This is a genomic window from Synechococcus sp. CCY 0621, assembly GCF_019038465.1.
Classification (GTDB): domain Bacteria; phylum Cyanobacteriota; class Cyanobacteriia; order PCC-6307; family Cyanobiaceae; genus Cyanobium.
In genome coordinates this window covers 24,902-39,097 of record NZ_JAFKRH010000015.1, presented here as the reverse complement: position 1 = coordinate 39,097, position 14,196 = coordinate 24,902, and the positions used below count along the sequence as shown (strand labels likewise).

At 69.3% G+C, this 14,196-nt stretch carries 13 protein-coding genes; 8 read left to right on the top strand and 5 right to left on the bottom strand.

Features of this window, described 5'->3' with window-relative positions:
- Window positions 1-31: 31 nt before the first annotated feature.
- From KUG43_RS05360 to KUG43_RS05335, 6 genes are read left to right on the top strand one after another with little or no spacing between them, the layout of a single operon-like run.
- Window positions 32-667 (top strand): CbiX/SirB N-terminal domain-containing protein, encoded by a 636-nt coding sequence (locus KUG43_RS05360; RefSeq protein ID WP_216906882.1) that lies wholly within the window; start codon window positions 32-34, stop codon window positions 665-667.
- A gap of 7 nt (window positions 668-674) precedes the next feature.
- Window positions 675-1,484 (top strand): uroporphyrinogen-III C-methyltransferase, encoded by an 810-nt coding sequence (cobA, locus tag KUG43_RS05355; RefSeq protein WP_216906880.1) that lies wholly within the window; start codon window positions 675-677, stop codon window positions 1,482-1,484.
- Between the two features lie 20 nt (window positions 1,485-1,504).
- Complete coding sequence (modA, locus tag KUG43_RS05350; protein ID WP_216906878.1) at window positions 1,505-2,323, top strand: molybdate ABC transporter substrate-binding protein; 819 nt, start codon at window positions 1,505-1,507, stop codon at window positions 2,321-2,323.
- The gene (gene modB, locus KUG43_RS05345; protein ID WP_216906876.1) at window positions 2,323-4,140 is read left to right on the top strand and encodes a molybdate ABC transporter permease subunit; all 1,818 of its coding nucleotides are present in this window, start codon (window positions 2,323-2,325) and stop codon (window positions 4,138-4,140) included. The genes modA and modB overlap by 1 nt, the downstream gene beginning before the upstream one ends.
- Window positions 4,137-4,697, top strand: a complete 561-nt coding sequence (gene moaC, locus KUG43_RS05340) for a cyclic pyranopterin monophosphate synthase MoaC (protein WP_286194422.1) — start codon at window positions 4,137-4,139, stop codon at window positions 4,695-4,697. Before modB ends, moaC begins: the two co-directional genes overlap by 4 nt.
- Window positions 4,690-5,931, top strand: coding sequence for a molybdopterin molybdotransferase MoeA (locus tag KUG43_RS05335; RefSeq protein WP_216906869.1), 1,242 nt, complete (start codon window positions 4,690-4,692; stop codon window positions 5,929-5,931). The genes moaC and KUG43_RS05335 overlap by 8 nt, the downstream gene beginning before the upstream one ends.
- A 1-nt stretch (window position 5,932) precedes the next feature.
- Here KUG43_RS05335 and KUG43_RS05330 read toward each other — a convergent pair whose 3' ends face one another.
- From KUG43_RS05330 to KUG43_RS05315, 4 genes are read right to left on the bottom strand one after another with little or no spacing between them, the layout of a single operon-like run.
- On the bottom strand, window positions 5,933-6,514 hold the full coding sequence (locus KUG43_RS05330) for a pyridoxamine 5'-phosphate oxidase family protein (RefSeq protein WP_216906867.1): 582 nt from the start codon (window positions 6,512-6,514) through the stop codon (window positions 5,933-5,935).
- 18 nt (window positions 6,515-6,532) lie between these two features.
- The gene (locus KUG43_RS05325; protein WP_216906865.1) at window positions 6,533-6,994 is read right to left on the bottom strand and encodes a molybdopterin synthase catalytic subunit; all 462 of its coding nucleotides are present in this window, start codon (window positions 6,992-6,994) and stop codon (window positions 6,533-6,535) included.
- A 3-nt stretch (window positions 6,995-6,997) separates the two neighbouring features.
- A complete protein-coding gene (moaD, locus tag KUG43_RS05320) occupies window positions 6,998-7,348 on the bottom strand; it encodes a molybdopterin converting factor subunit 1 (RefSeq protein WP_353617936.1) in 351 nt (116 codons plus the stop codon).
- 60 nt (window positions 7,349-7,408) lie between these two features.
- A complete protein-coding gene (locus KUG43_RS05315) occupies window positions 7,409-10,627 on the bottom strand; it encodes a GGDEF domain-containing protein (protein ID WP_216906864.1) in 3,219 nt (1,072 codons plus the stop codon).
- Window positions 10,628-11,048: 421 nt separating this feature from the next.
- Here KUG43_RS05315 and KUG43_RS05310 point away from each other — a divergent pair, with 421 nt between their 5' ends.
- On the top strand, window positions 11,049-12,125 hold the full coding sequence (locus KUG43_RS05310) for an FAD-dependent oxidoreductase (RefSeq protein WP_353617935.1): 1,077 nt from the start codon (window positions 11,049-11,051) through the stop codon (window positions 12,123-12,125).
- A complete protein-coding gene (locus KUG43_RS05305) occupies window positions 12,122-13,354 on the top strand; it encodes a pyridoxal phosphate-dependent aminotransferase (RefSeq protein ID WP_216906860.1) in 1,233 nt (410 codons plus the stop codon). Before KUG43_RS05310 ends, KUG43_RS05305 begins: the two co-directional genes overlap by 4 nt.
- Here KUG43_RS05305 and KUG43_RS05300 read toward each other — a convergent pair.
- Window positions 13,275-14,123: an MOSC domain-containing protein gene (locus KUG43_RS05300; protein WP_353617948.1), complete on the bottom strand. Its 849-nt coding sequence runs from the start codon at window positions 14,121-14,123 to the stop codon at window positions 13,275-13,277. The genes KUG43_RS05305 and KUG43_RS05300 overlap by 80 nt on opposite strands.
- Between the last annotated feature and the right edge of the window lie 73 nt (window positions 14,124-14,196).

The window sequence follows — 14,196 nt, the reverse complement described above, 5'->3', positions numbered from 1 at the left end:
CCTCCATAGGGTGATCCCTAGGGTGAGGGGTATGCGCCGGATCATCGCAAGCCCTCTGCTGCTGGTGGTTCATGGCCGTGCCGGTGGGGTGATCCCCGCCGAGCTGGAGGACCTGGCCCGCCAGCTGCAAGAGGGCCGTGGGGCCCCCGTGGCACTGGAGGCCCTCACCGCAAGCGAACCCCCGGCCCCCCCGGCCGGCAGCACCGCGGCCCCCCTGCTGCTGGTGCCCCTGTTTCTCCTGCCCGGCAGCCATGTGCGCCGGGACGTGCCGCAGATCGCCGCGCGTTGCCGTCAACGAGGGCCGCTGCGGCGCCTGCCGTTCCTGGGCTCCTGGCCCTCCTGGCAGGGCGCCCTGGCTGCCGAGCTGGCGGCCCTGAAGGCCCAGGCTGAGGCGAGGCCGTGGCTGCTGCATCACCCCCTGGAGGGGCCCCTGGGGGCGGCGTTCCTGGCCCACCTCGAGGCCGTCACCGGTGGCCGTTGCCGCGCCACTCCATACAGTGCCCCCAACTCCGCGGATGCTCCGCTGCCCCTGTCTGGTCCCGCCCTGCCCCTGGCCCTGGCGGCCAACCGGCTCACCGACGCCCTGCCGCCGTCGCTGGGCCTGCCCCTGCTGCAGCGGCCCCGGTTCCGGGCCGTGGTGCTGGAGGCCCTGATGGCGTTGCCATGACGGAGCCATGACCGACGAGACCCTGGCCCCCAGCGTCGATGACGGCCCCGGGACCGTGTACCTGGTGGGGGCGGGCCCCGGTGATCCTGACCTGCTCACCCTGCGGGCCCACCGGCTGTTGCAGCAGTGCGACGCCCTCGTCTACGACTCGCTGGTGCCCAGCGCCCTGCTGGACCTTGTGCCTGAGGGCTGTGAGCGGCACTTCGTGGGCAAGCGCCGCGGCCACCATTCGGTGCCCCAGCCCAGCACCAACGCCGTGCTGCGGGAGCTGGCCGGCCGCCGCCGGCTGATCGTGCGCCTCAAGGGCGGCGATCCATTCCTGTTCGGCCGCGGCGGCGAGGAGGCGGCCCACCTGGCGGCCCACGGGATCCCGGTGCAGGTGGTGCCGGGGGTGACGGCCGGCATCGCCGCCCCCGCCTACGCCGGCATTCCGGTCACCCACCGGCGGGCGGGATCGAGCGTCACCTTCGTGACCGGCCACGAGGAGATCGACAAGCGCCGCCCCGGCGTCGACTGGCGCGGCCTGGCTCGCAGCAGCGACGGCCTGGTGATCTACATGGGGCTGCACAACCTGCGCCACATCATCGCGGAGCTGATCGCGGGGGGTCTGGCCCCCACCACCCCCGCCGCCGTGATCCAGCAGGGCACCGTGCGGGGCCAGCGCCAGCTGGTGGCCACCCTGGCCGAGCTGGCTGACCGGGTGGAGGCCGAGGCCTTCGCCTCCCCCTCGATCGTCGTGGTCGGCGCGGTGGTGCAGGAGCGGGTGCCGTCCTGCGCCCCGTCGCCCGCCGATGTGGCGATGCCGATACCCTTCTGAGGCCGCCGACTACGCCGCCGATGGCCACCCCCCTGCCCCGGGGCGCAGCGGTTGCCTTTCTGCTGGCCGGACCTCTGCTTGCCGGTGCCCTGGTGGTCGCGGCGGGCGGCCGCCAGGGGGAGGCCAGGGCCGCGGCCCCGCCGCTGCTGGTGAGTGCGGCGGCCAGCCTTTCGGGGCCGCTGCAGGCCCTGGCGGTTCCCTTCGCCAGGGCCCAGGGGGCGGCTCTGCCCCAGTTCAACTTCGGCGCCTCCGGGCTGCTGCAGCAGCAGATCCAGCAGGGGGCGCCGGCGGATGTGTTCCTCTCCGCCGGTGCCCGGCCGATGGACAGCCTGGAGAAGGCTGGCCTGTTGCTGGCCGGCAGCCGCCGGGACGTGCTCGGCAACCGGCTGGTGCTGGTGGTGCCGGCCCGGTCGCCGCGGCGACCCCTGGCGATCCAGGGCCTGGCGGGGCCCGGGGTGCGGCGCATCGCCATCGGTGACGGCACCGTGCCGGCCGGCGACTATGCCCGCCAGGTGCTGAACCACTACGGACTCACGGCTGCCGTGGTCCCGAAGCTGGTGCCCCAGGGGTCGGTGCGGGCCGTGGCCCGGGCGGTGGCTGACGGCAACGTGGACGCCGGCTTCGTCTACCGCAGCGATGCGGTGCAGCTGGGGGGCCTGCGGGTGGTGGCCACCGCCCCGCTCACCAGCCACGCCCCGATCCGCTACAGCGGGGCGGTGCTGCGCAGCAGCCGCCAGCCCCAGCTGGCCCGCGCCTACCTGCGATCCCTGGGCCGTCCCGCCGCCCGGGCCCTGTTCCGCCGCGAGGGCTTCGAGACCCTGCCCGACCGGTCCCCCTGATGGAGCCTGCCCCGGGCCTGTCGCCCCTGGTGCTGTCCCTGCGCAGCGCCACCCTGGCGGTGCTGCTGGTGGCCCCGGCCGGGTTCCTCGCCGCCGATCGGGTGCGGCGCTGGCGGGGCGCGCGGCGCGCCACGGCCGACCTGCTGCTGCTTTCGCCCCTGGTGCTGCCGCCCACGGTGCTGGGGTTCGTGCTGCTGCAGCTGCTGGGCCGCTACGGCCCCCTGGGGGAACCCCTGGCGCGGCTGGGGCTGGAGCTGGTGTTCAGCTGGCCCGCCACGGTGCTGAGCGCGGCAGTGGTGGCCTTCCCGCTGATGTACCGCACCCTGCTGGCGTCGCTGGAGCAGCTGGATCCTGGTCTGGAGGGGGTGGCCCGCAGCCTGGGGGCGGGGCCGTGGCGGGTGTGGCGGCGGATCACCCTGCCCCTGGTGCTGCCGGGGCTGGGGGCGGGCCTCAGCCTTGGCTACGCCAGGGCCCTGGGGGAGTTCGGCACCACCCTGATGCTGGCAGGCAACATCCCGGGCCGCACCCAGACCCTGCCCCTGGCGATCTTCGCGGCCGTCGATGCCGGTGACCTGCCCCTGGCCTGGGTGTGGACCGGCCAGGTTCTGCTGCTGAACGGTCTCTGCCTGGGGCTGGTGCAGCTGTTCCTGAGCCGCTCCCGGCGGCCGCGCATCACCGGCGCGGCGCCCGCCACGGCCCTGCCCAAGCCGCCTCTGCCCGGCCCTCCGTCGCCCCCGCTGGCGCCCGCCCGCCCCTTCGCCCTCTGCTTCGGGCTCCAGCAGTGCCACGGTGACTTCCGCTTCGAGCTGGCCCTCGACACCGCCTGCCGCCGGCTGGCGATCCTTGGCCCTTCCGGAGCGGGCAAGAGCCTGCTGCTGCGCCTGCTGGCCGGGCTGGAGCGTCCCCGGGCCGGCCGGATCGAGCTCAACGGCCGGGTGCTGTTCGATGCGGAGCGGGGCATCGACCTGCCGCCGGAGCGGCGCCGCATCGCCGTGATGCTTCAGAACGATGCCCTCTTCCCCCACCTGAGCGTGGCCGGCAACGTGGGCTTCGGCCTGGCGCACCTGCCGCCGGCCGAACGCCACGCCCGGGTGGCGGCCCAGCTGGCGGCGGTGGGGCTGCAGGAGCAGGCGCGGCTGTTCCCCGCCCAGCTCTCGGGGGGCCAGCAGCAGCGCACGGCCCTGGCGCGGGCCCTGGTCACCGACCCGGACCTGCTGCTGCTGGATGAACCTCTCTCCTCCCAGGACACCCACCGCCGCCAGCACCTGCAGCAGCTGATGGAGGACCTGACGGCCCGCTCCGGGGTGCCCACCCTGCTGGTGACCCACGACATGGAGGAGGCCTACCGGCTGGGCGAGGAGTTGCTGGTGATCGACCAGGGGGTGCTGCTGCGCCACGGCCCCCGCCGGGAGGTGTTCGCGCACCCCGGGGCGGTGGCGGTGGCGCGGCTCACGGGCTGCAGGAACATCTCGGCGGTTCAGCGGCTCGGGCCCACCCGGCTGCGGGCCCTGGCCTGGGGCCTGGACCTGGAGCTGCCGGAGCCCCTGGAGGCGGCCGTCAGCCATGTGGGGATGCGGGCCCACCATCTCGAGCTGGCCGCTGCGCCCATGCCCGGGGCCGCCCACCACTGGACCTGCCGGGTGGTGCGGGTGAGTGAGGGTCCGCGGCACATCACCGTCTCGGTGGTGCCGCAGGCCAGCCCCGTGGAGCCGATCCTGGTGGAACTGCGCCGACGGGCCTGGGACGCCCTGGGTCCGGCCGTCGCCGGCCACCTGGTGCTCTCCCTGCCCGTGGGCTGCCTGCTGACGCTCCGATGAGCGCCATGCTGGGTGCACCGCTCCGACGCCTTCGCTCCGGCATGAGCCAGCCCGGCCTCTCCCACCTCAACGCCGCCGGCCAGGTGCACATGGTGGAGGTGGGCGACCGGCCCGCCAGCGACCGCCGCGCCGTGGCCGAGGGCTACATCGCCATGGCGCCCGAGGTGCTGGCCCTGGTGCTGGAGGGTCGGGCGGCCAAGGGCGACGTGCTGGCGGTGGCCCGGGTGGCGGCGATCCAGGGCGCCAAGCGCACCTGGGAGCTGATTCCCCTGTGCCACCCGATCGCCCTCACGGGCCTGGAGGTGCTGATCGAGCCGACCGCCGACGGCAGCGGCCTGCGGCTGCAGGCCAGCGCCCGCACCAACGGCGCCACCGGGGTGGAGATGGAGGCGCTCACGGCGGTGCAGGTGGGCCTGCTCACCCTCTACGACATGGTCAAGTCGGCCGATCCGGCGATGACCATTGGCCCGGTGCGGCTGCTGCGCAAGGAAGGGGGGCGCCGGGGCCCCTGGCAACATCCCGATGTCCCGGGCCCGGCCGGGCAGACCGATGGCTGAACCGTTCCCCCGCGAAGGCCTGCCCCTGGAGGAGGCGCGGAGGCGGGTGCTGGCGGCGATCACCCCACTGCAGGGTGCCGAGCGACTGCCGCTGGGGCTGTGCCTGGGCCGGGTGAGTGCCGAGCCGGTGCGGGCGCCCGAGGCCGTGCCGGGATTCCGGGCTTCGATCATGGACGGCTACGCCATCGCCGAAGCCGAAGCCCCCAGCCCTGGCCGCCGCTGGTCCCTGGTGGGCCGTTCCGCCCCCGGGGCCCCCTACGCGACGGTACTGGCGGCGGGAGAAGCGATTCGGATCCTCACCGGCGCTCCCCTGCCGGAGGGGGCGGAGCGGGTGCTGCCCCAGGAGCTGGTGACGCCCGATCCCGCCGCCGACAGCCTGCTGCTCACCGGCGAGGTGGGCCCCAACCCCTGGATCCGCTCTCCTGAGGAGGAGGCCGCCGCCGGCGACGAGCTGCTGCCGGCGGGCGTGCGCCTGGGGGCAGCAGCCCTGGGGCGGCTGGCCAGCTGCGGTGTGGCGACGCTGCTGGTGAGCCCCCAGCCGCGGGTGGGGCTGCTGATCAGCGGCGATGAGCTGGTGGCGGCCGGCGCAGCGCGGGGGCCGGGCCAGATCTGGGAGAGCAACGGCACGCTGCTGCGGGCGCTGCTGGAGCGGCTGGGCTACGGGGTCAGCGAGCAGCGGGTGGTGGCCGACGATCCGCAGGCCCTGCGCCGGGCGTTGCGGGAGCTGGCCAGCGGCTGCGACGTGGTGGTGAGCACCGGCGGGGTGTCGGCCGGCGACAGCGACTGGATCCGGCCCCTGCTGGCCGAACTGGGGGAGGTGGGCTTCTGGAAGCTGTTCCTCAAGCCCGGCCGGCCCTTCGCCTTCGGCCGGCTGGGGACGCGACCCTTCTTCGGCCTGCCCGGCAACCCGGTGGCCGCGGCGATCACGGCCCTGCAGCTGCTGTGGCCGGCCCTGCAACAGCTGGAGGGGGGCGAGGTGGTGCTGCTGCCGCGGCTGAAGGTGCGCCTGGCCTCGGCACTGAAACGGGGCGCCGGCCGGCCCGAACTGGCCCGGGCCCGGCTGCAGGTGGATGGCGATGGCGCCCTGCTGGCGCAGGTGGAGGGCAGCCAGGCCTCCTCCCGCATCGGCTCGCTGCAGGGGGCCGACCTGCTGCTGGAGATTCCCGCAGAGACGGGCGCCCTGGAGGCCGGCGCGGAGCTGTGGGCCCAGATGCTGCGGCTGCCGCTGCTCTGAGTCAGGTCGCCCCGTCGCCGGTTGGCCGGGGGGCGGGGATCGGGGCGGGGAGGCCGTCGATGCTGCGGCGGTTCTTGCGCTGCCAGTAGCGCTCCAGCCCTTCGGTGCCCTTGCGGCGGGCCCAGCTGTCGAGGGCGGTGCGATCGCCGGCGTAGGCGTACCTGGGCACCGCCATGCCGCAGGACGTCTGGACCCTGTCGATGGCCAGATCGAAGATCTGACGGGCGCCCGCCAGGGGCTCGAACAGGCCGTAGAGCGCCTCCCAGCCATCCTCGCCGCACTCCTCGCCGCACTGGATGGTGCAGGCGGTGCCGTAGAGCCGCAGGATCTGGGGCGGGCCCTCGAAGGCGCAGAACATCAGCGTCATGCGCGGACAGGCCTGCACATGGGCGGCGGTTTCGTTGCCGCTGCCGGTGAGGTTGAGCCAGATCACGCGGCGTTCGTCGAGCACCCGCAAGGCATCCCGTCCCTTGGGGGACACGTTCACCGTGCTGTCCGCGGTGGCGGTGCCGACGAAGAAGAGCTTCTGGGCGGCGATGAAGCTGATCTGGTCAGCCGTGAGGGCGTCGCTGGACTGGCCCATGGGAGGGGGGCGATGGATTCAGAGGGGGGTGTTGCCGGCCACCCAGGTGCCGCTGCCGCCGCTCCACTCCCGTTTCCAGAAGGGGGCGTGGTGCTTGAGATCCTCCAGCAGCTCCTGGAGGCAGCGCTGGGCGGGGCCGCGGCGGTCGGCCTGGACGGCCACCAGCACGATCGCCTCCCCCGGTGCGATCCGCCCAACCCGGTGCGCCACCAGCACCGCGCCCGCACCGTGGTGCGCCGCGCAGGCCTCGGCGATGGTCCGCAGCTGGGCCTCGCTCATGCCGGGGTAATGCTCCAGCTCCAAGGCCTCCAGGGGGGCGCCGCTGGCGGTGCTGCCGCGCACGCGGCCGATGAAGTGGCTTTCGGCGGCCGTCCCTGCGGCGCCAAGGCTCCGCTGCCAGGCGGCCAGCAGCTCCAGCGGCTCGAACGGTGCCTCCAGGAGCTTGATCACGATTGGGCGTTCTGGGTGGCGGGTCGGCATCGCTCAGCCTCCGGTGATTGGGGGCAGGAAGGCCACCTCGTCGCCTGGCCGCAGGGGGGTGTCGGCGGTAGCGAAGGCCTGGTTGATGGCCACGCGGATGCTGGGCGGCAGGTCAGTGGCGTGGCTGTTGGGGCTGACTTCCAGGGCGAGCTGCCGCCAGAGAGCCACAGGGGTGGCGGTGCCGGCGTCGAGGCGGATCAGGCGTTCGCCCCATCCGGCCCGTTCCCGCAGGGCGGCGAACAGCCGTACCCTCACCACGGTGCCGGCCTGCTGCGTCATCGGGGTCTGCGTGGACTGGGCCTGCGGCATGGCGGGGACGGCGGCGTAGGAAGCGATCAGAGGCAGTCTGCTCAAGGATCGCTGCCGCGACGGCGGCAGGGGCGGCCCCGGCGAGGCCACCGGCCCAGGTGCACCTCAGGTGGAGAGGCCGACCTGGGAGAGCAGGGACTGGCACACCACCCGATTGCGGCCATGACGTTTGGCCTCGTAGAGACAATCGTCGGCCAGTTGCAGCAGGCGGTCGGCGTCGTAGTCGGCCATGGAGAGCGGATCCCACACCGCAATGCCAATGCTGACGGTGACGATGTTCCCTGTCGCAGCAGCAGGATGGTGGATCCCCTTGTCCTGGATCGACTGGCGAAGCTTCTCGCACAGACGCAAGGAAGACTCGGCATCTGTCTTGGGCAGGATGATGGCAAATTCCTCCCCCCCCAACCGGGCCACAAAGTCGCTTTTTCTGCGCAGGCAAGCCCGGAGGGCATCGGCGATGTCCTTGAGGCATCTGTCGCCATAGGCGTGGCCAAGCACATCGTTCACCGCCTTGAACTGGTCAATATCGATCAATGCCAGGGAAAGATGGGTCTGTGCGACTTTTGAGGCCGAGACATTGCCTTTCAGGAAGGAATCAAAGCTGCGGCGATTGCCCAGCTGGGTCAGGGGATCCAGCATGGCAAGCCGCTTCGACCGTTCGCTCTCGAAGGCATAGAACAGCAGACTCAACAGGCTGCTCATGGCTTCGATGCGTTGCACCTCCAGGTCGCTGAAGACGCTCCCTTCATGGAGGGCAATCGTGAGGACCGGTATGGAGACGCCGCGCGAATCCATGCGAATGCCGAGGTAATCGCTACAACCCACCTGCTGCAGAGAGTCCAGGAATGGGAAGCCGTAATCCTTTGCTGATGTCAGCTGCTGCCGAAACACTTTGCTGCGTGTGGCGATGAAGTGGAGTGGGCTGCGCAGGTGCTCATCCTGCTCCAGGAAGTCCCGTTCCATGCGCAAGGTCGCCACCAGGCCAGGCCTGGAGTTGACCCAGACGTACTGACTGCAATCGATGTCATCCTGATCGGGGAGAAAGGCCAGCGAGAAGCGGTAAATCTCCAATCCCCAGGACTTCAATTCGTTGACGAAAAGAAGTACGAACTCCTCAAAGCTTCGCAGCCTTGACCAGTTGTCGATGATGTAGCGCTCCAGAGGAATTCTCTTTTCGGATCTCTTGAACTTCTCGCTATGCCCGGTATCCCGCAGCCTGGAGGCGGCACGGATCGTCTCCAGGGTTTGTTGCACAGAATCGCGATCAGCCCATTCGGAGGATCGAATGAAGGGTTCCACCTCCGCCAGCGAGATGGGAGGCGAGATAAGGAACCCCTGCAGGGCATCGGCTCCCAGTCGGATGACGGCGCTGAGTTCATTGTGAGTTTCGACACCTTCACACACCACGGTTTTTCCGAGCGCATGGACCGTGTCAATGAACGACCCCACATAGTGCTGCAGCCTGAAGGAGCGATCAATCCCCTTGATCAAGTCAATATCGAGCTTGATGGCGTCATACCAGGCCTCACTAATGCGTCTGTAGTTCGAAAGCCCGGATCCGAAGTCGTCGATGAAGATCCTGAAGTTCAGCTCCCGCATCAGTCGCTCTGACGCCGTTGTCACGCCCTCTGATCCGGCCAGGATGTCCGTTGCAGCCATCTCCGTGATCTCGATGCAGAAGATGGAACTGTCGATGGCATGGTGCTTGAAGAGACTGATCAGCTGATTCAGTTGTTGATCGGTAGCTACCGAATCAGAGCTGATGTTGACCGAAACGTACTCGATCCGGTGACGCAGAAATTCAGATGCCGTGATCTCCTGCTGTATTTCGGTCAGTCTGCTGACAACCAGTGCATCGATCTTGTGGGCTATGCCGATATTATGGGCCAGCTGAATCACCTTCCCCGTACCGAGTACCCTGAGTGCAGGAGGTCGAAACCTGATCAACAGTTCGAGACCAAAATAGCCTGGATTGCAGAGCTGAAGAATCGGTTGAAAGCGAAGCTCCAGATCACTGGCTTTCAGCGAAGTAAGTTGACTTCTGATCTCGCCTTTGTCCTTGACCAGTAGATCATCAACGCTTGTGACAAGTCGGTACGACCTCCTGTCTTCGGCAGCCAGCATCTCGCCAAACGCTTGCATTGCCAACAAGGACTCAGGTGGTGAATCCAGCAGGAATCGCTGCCCGGTGATGATCACATCATCCCAGGTGAGCACCGAATCACTGGAGGTCTGAATCGAACTGGAAACGATCTCTAGTAGTCGTGCCAGGAGTGCTTCGCAGGCGACGTTGTTATCGATCGGAATGGCCCCAGATGCCCTGACGATTAGGGCAATTTTGTTTGTCGAAATATGATAGAAGCTAAAGCTGGGATGCAAGGCCCATCCCTTGTCGATTGCGCGACATGCTTTCGAGAGGATGTCGTTGATCTCCGTGTCACTGAGATAACCGCGTTGCCGCTCCAGATAGCGAAAGTCGATCGTCACCAGGAAGCCGGCTTCTCCACGTTCTGCGTGCTTCCTGAGCATCGCAGCCTCAAGATCCTTCGCCAGGGCATAGTGCGTGAGGAAGGACGTCTTCCCATCCATTCGGAAGGTTCCGATCGTCTGTTGATCCTTCTTCTTGCTCTGTCCGGAACGGCAAGCGATCACGCTGCTCAGTCCGATCCCGAGCAGTCCCAGGCTCAGGACCAGCGCGCGTCCATGATCCGTCTGCGCCGGCAACGCCGGTGCCAGCTTCAGACCGACCACCTGGTCCCCGAAGCCGATCCGGTAGGACGCAGCGACGTGTTCCCCATGCGTCTGCATGCGTCTCGATGGGATTGTGCGGCTCGGCCAGTCACCGTCCGGATCGGCGACGACCAGGTGGCTGCTGATGGGCCTGATTTCGTTATCCTCTTGTTGATCGTGGCGGGCGGTGATGACCAACCGTTTGGTCTGGGTTGGTTCGATCGCCATCCCCAGAGGAAGCTGGGAGGACGGTCTGGTGCCGATCAGTGGAATGCCCTTCAGGGACGGCGTCCATTCTCGAATCACCGTCTGAACGGGCGTGACCGCCAGGCCCGAATCGGAGCAGCGCCGCAGGCCCAGGAGGGACGTCGTCTGCCATGGCCTCTCCGGGAGGCTGGATCCTGCCTGCGGGGATGGGTTGGCGAGGAAGCGCTCGACACCTTGCAGGGTCATGCACAGCCGCAGGGCGAGGCGATCATTGTGACGGTGGAAGTCGTCGGAATTGCGCTGATCAAGGAGAGGCGTGAAGATCAGAAGAGAGGTGCCTGAAAGAAGCGCTCCGCTGATGATCACCCGTGTGGTGGGTCGGCGCATGTTCCTCCATCGCCATCCTCACCATAGCCACCAGTGGCGTGGGCGCCTCCTGGACTCCAGGCACGGCTTCCCCTGTGCAGATCTCCCTGGCCATCGCCCGAGGTTATCCCGCCCACCAGGGCGGCATGGGGCGTGATGCCGGCTACTGCCCATTCAGGCAACCTCGTGGCGGTTCGATGATCTCCTGAGCACTTCTTTCTCTTGCATTTCCTCACCGGCTTTCAAAGAAAACTCAGTCATCTACTCATTGGTCGAACGTGCCGATGGCGACGTCCAAAGGATTGCTTCCACCTCTAACATTCGCGAGCATGTATTCCTTGCAGGTCGTGGGCTCCGCACGGATCAAGAATCCACCGGTTGTGTCAGCAGATTCCTGTTTGATGCTCGGACATGTCCTCATCCTGTTGCTGGATCTTCAACGGTGATCCATACAGCTGTCGTCGGAGGTGGAGCCTGCGGGCTGGCTCTGGCCAGGGGGCTCTGGCAGCACGGTCGCCCCGTGCGTGTCTACGAGCGGGCCATGGCGTCGCAGCTGAATGGCCACGGATTTCTCCTTCTGGCCAATGGCCGCGCGGCCCTGCGTCGTCTCGGCTGCGACCCGGATGGCACCCTTGGCCATCCGATCACCTCGGTGAGGATCCTCTGTCGTTCGGGGCGGGTGCTGGTGGAGCACCCGCTTGAGGGGGCGGTGGCGATGCTGCGTCACCAGCTGCTCAACGTTCTGCTGCGCGGGGCCCCGGACCATCTGGTGCATTACAACCACCAGTTCGTTCGCTTCGACTGGCACCGCGACCGGGCCAGGGCTGTGTGTTTCCAGAACGGCCAGGCCCATGAGGCCGATGCCTTCATCGCTGCCGATGGGGTGCGTTCCAGCTGCCGGTTGTCCCTGGGATGTGGAGCGATGACCAATCCCGGCCGGGTCAAGGAGATCGTGGCCCATGTGCGCCAGCCCCTGGTGGCCGCCGAGCTGGGCCATCGTTTTCTCAAGGTCCTGGATCCCTCCGGGGGGCTGGCGGCCGGCCTTGTTCCCCTGGGCGATGACCGGTTGGTGTGGTTCGTGCAGTTCGACAGTGAGCGATTCATCGCCCCGCAGCCCTCTGAGGTGGGGGCCTTCCTCGAGGAACACTTCCGGGGGTTCCCCGCCGTGGTGCGCCATGTGCTGGGCGCCACCGATCCGGCCCGCGCCCACGTGTGGCACACGGTGGATGAGGAGCCGGCGACCCGATGGAGCAAGGGGAATGTGGCCCTGGCGGGGGACGCGGCTCACCCGTTGCTGCCGTTCACCAGCCAGGGGGTCAACGCCGCCTTGGAGGATGCGGTTTTGCTGAGCGGTCTGCTGCTGGACTGTCGCGATGCTGCGGATCTTCCGGACCTGCTCACTGCCTACGAACGCCAGCGGAGGCCGTCGCTCCAGGGGTGTGTGGAAGCCGGTCGCCAGATGGCCAGGGCGTTCGTCCAGCCGTCGTCCAGCCGGTTCCAGATGCCACTGATGGCATGAGCGATCGCTTCGCCGACAGCTTCCTGAACGAGGCCGTCCCCCTCCAGCTGCTGTGCCAGCGGGCCTACAACCTGCGCTGGGCCGAGCAGGCCCCCGGCGTGATCCCGCTCACCGCCGCCGATCCGGATTTCCCGGCGGCACCGGCCATCCGCGACGCCATCGCTGACTACGCCCGCTCGGGCGTTTTCAGCTACGGCCCCGCCGGTGGGCTGCCGTCCTTCCGGGAGTCGGTGGCCCGTTATCTGCGCCAGCGGGGGGCGCCCGTTTCGGCCGCGGGGGTGGTGGCGGTGAACAGTGCGGCCGCCGGCCTGGCCCTGGTGGCCCGCCACTGGCTCTCGCCCGGCGACGAGGCGATCGTGTTGGATCCGGTCGACTTCCTGTTCGCCCACACCGTCCGCAGTGCCGGGGGGGTGCCGGTGCTGTGGCGGATCGATCCCCAGGCCCCCCTGGATCTGGCGGCGCTGGAGGCGCTGGTGACCAGCCGCACCCGGGTGCTCTGCCTGTGCAATCCCCACAATCCCCTGGGCCGCTGCTTTCGCCGCGACGAACTCGAAGCCCTGGGACGCTTCTGCCTGGAGCGCGGTCTGCGGGTGCTGAGCGATGAGGTGTGGAGTGATGTGGTCTACCCGCCGGCCACCTTCACCAGTTGGCTGGCCATGGCTCCGGAACTGGCCGGCCTCGGGGCGGTGGTGCATGGCTTCTCCAAGTCCTTCGGCCTGGCCGGGTTGCGGGTGGGCTACGTGGCGATGGCGGATCCGGAGGCGGCCGCCCGGCTCCTGGCCGACAGCGAGCTGCCCTCCACCGTCGATGGCGTCGCCACCCTCAGCCAGGTGGCGGCCACGGCGGCCTATGGCCCCGAGGGCCTGGCCTGGCTGGCGGCGTTCCTGCGCCACCTCCAGGCCCGTCGCGACCAGGCCGTCACCCGACTGGCGGCGATCCCCGGCCTGCGGGTGCATCCACCTGCGGCCACCTTTGTGCTCTTCGTCGGCCTGCCGCCGCTGCACGAGAGCGTCGAAGAGCTGGTGGAGCGGCTGCGGCGGGAGCACGGGGTGGCGGTGGTGCCGGGGAGCCCCCGCTGGTTCGGCCCTGGGGCGGCGGGTCACCTGCGGCTGAGTTTCGCCACCTCCGAGGCCTTGCTGGCGGAGGGCCTCAATCGCCTGGCGGCTGGTCTGGCTTCAGCAGCCGCACCGGATCGCCTACGGCCACCGGGCCGGGGGTCAGCACACTGAGGCGGATCCCGGCCACCACGCCGTTGTGGCGGGCGGTGGCCCGCAGGATCTCCAGGTCTTCGCCCAGGGCGCCCTGGGCCAGGGTGGTGACGACGCAGCGGGGGCAGCCGCCGTCGACCCGCAGCAGCAGCTGCTCGCCGATCTGCAGGCAGGCGCCGTCCCAGGCTCCCTCCACGAAGCCTTCGGCCCCCTCCGGCGTCTCGATCAGCAGGTTGGGGCGGAACCGCTCCACGGCGAAGTCGAGCTGGGGCTCGAGCTGCCGCAGCCGCTCCAGGGTGGCGGTGGTGATGGCGTGGATGGGGCAGGCATCGAAGAAGGTGCCCGCGGGCAATTCCAGGGCGTTGGTTTCGTCCTGGAAGGCGCGGCCTTCCACCGGCGGCCAGTACTGGTCGAGGCTGGCGCCTTCGGGTGGGGTGTCGAGCAGGCTCACCCGGCGGCCGAACAGCGCGCTGAAGAAGGCGCCGACATCGGCGGCATCGCTGCAGAGCTCGGCGGTGCCGTCGTCCTGGCGGGGGCCGATCAGTACCGGAGGCAGGGGCGCCGACGGCGCCGGCTCCTCCCGGAAGCGGGCGCGGTAGTCGAGCAGATCCCTCCAGAGGCTTGGGTTCTTGGCGCTGGCCACCCGGCCGCTGGCGTGGTCCCACAGGGCATAGGCCCGATCGCCCCGGATGCCGTGGGCCTCCACATCCAGCCGCTGGGGCGAGTCCCCGAGCATCGATTTGACCGGGTAACGCCAGAGCGTCTGCACCGTGCCCACCAGCTCCTGCACGCCCAAGACCCTTGTTGACGACCCATTCTGCGGGCCCGAGCGGGCCAGCTCCGGTAGCAGGACCTACCGTCCG

Bases quoted from the DNA above. Each gene is read 5' to 3' on its own strand.
- KUG43_RS05360 (WP_216906882.1), top strand. From the start codon at position 32: ATGCGCCGGATCATCGCAAGCCCTCTGCTGCTGGTGGTTCATGGCCGT.
- cobA (WP_216906880.1), top strand. From the start codon at position 675: ATGACCGACGAGACCCTGGCCCCCAGCGTCGATGACGGCCCCGGGACC.
- modA (WP_216906878.1), top strand. From the start codon at position 1,505: ATGGCCACCCCCCTGCCCCGGGGCGCAGCGGTTGCCTTTCTGCTGGCC.
- modB (WP_216906876.1), top strand. From the start codon at position 2,323: ATGGAGCCTGCCCCGGGCCTGTCGCCCCTGGTGCTGTCCCTGCGCAGC.
- moaC (WP_286194422.1), top strand. From the start codon at position 4,137: ATGAGCGCCATGCTGGGTGCACCGCTCCGACGCCTTCGCTCCGGCATG.
- KUG43_RS05335 (WP_216906869.1), top strand. From the start codon at position 4,690: ATGGCTGAACCGTTCCCCCGCGAAGGCCTGCCCCTGGAGGAGGCGCGG.
- KUG43_RS05330 (WP_216906867.1), bottom strand. From the start codon at position 6,514: ATGGGCCAGTCCAGCGACGCCCTCACGGCTGACCAGATCAGCTTCATC.
- KUG43_RS05325 (WP_216906865.1), bottom strand. From the start codon at position 6,994: ATGCCGACCCGCCACCCAGAACGCCCAATCGTGATCAAGCTCCTGGAG.
- KUG43_RS05315 (WP_216906864.1), bottom strand. From the start codon at position 10,627: ATGCGCCGACCCACCACACGGGTGATCATCAGCGGAGCGCTTCTTTCA.
- KUG43_RS05305 (WP_216906860.1), top strand. From the start codon at position 12,122: ATGAGCGATCGCTTCGCCGACAGCTTCCTGAACGAGGCCGTCCCCCTC.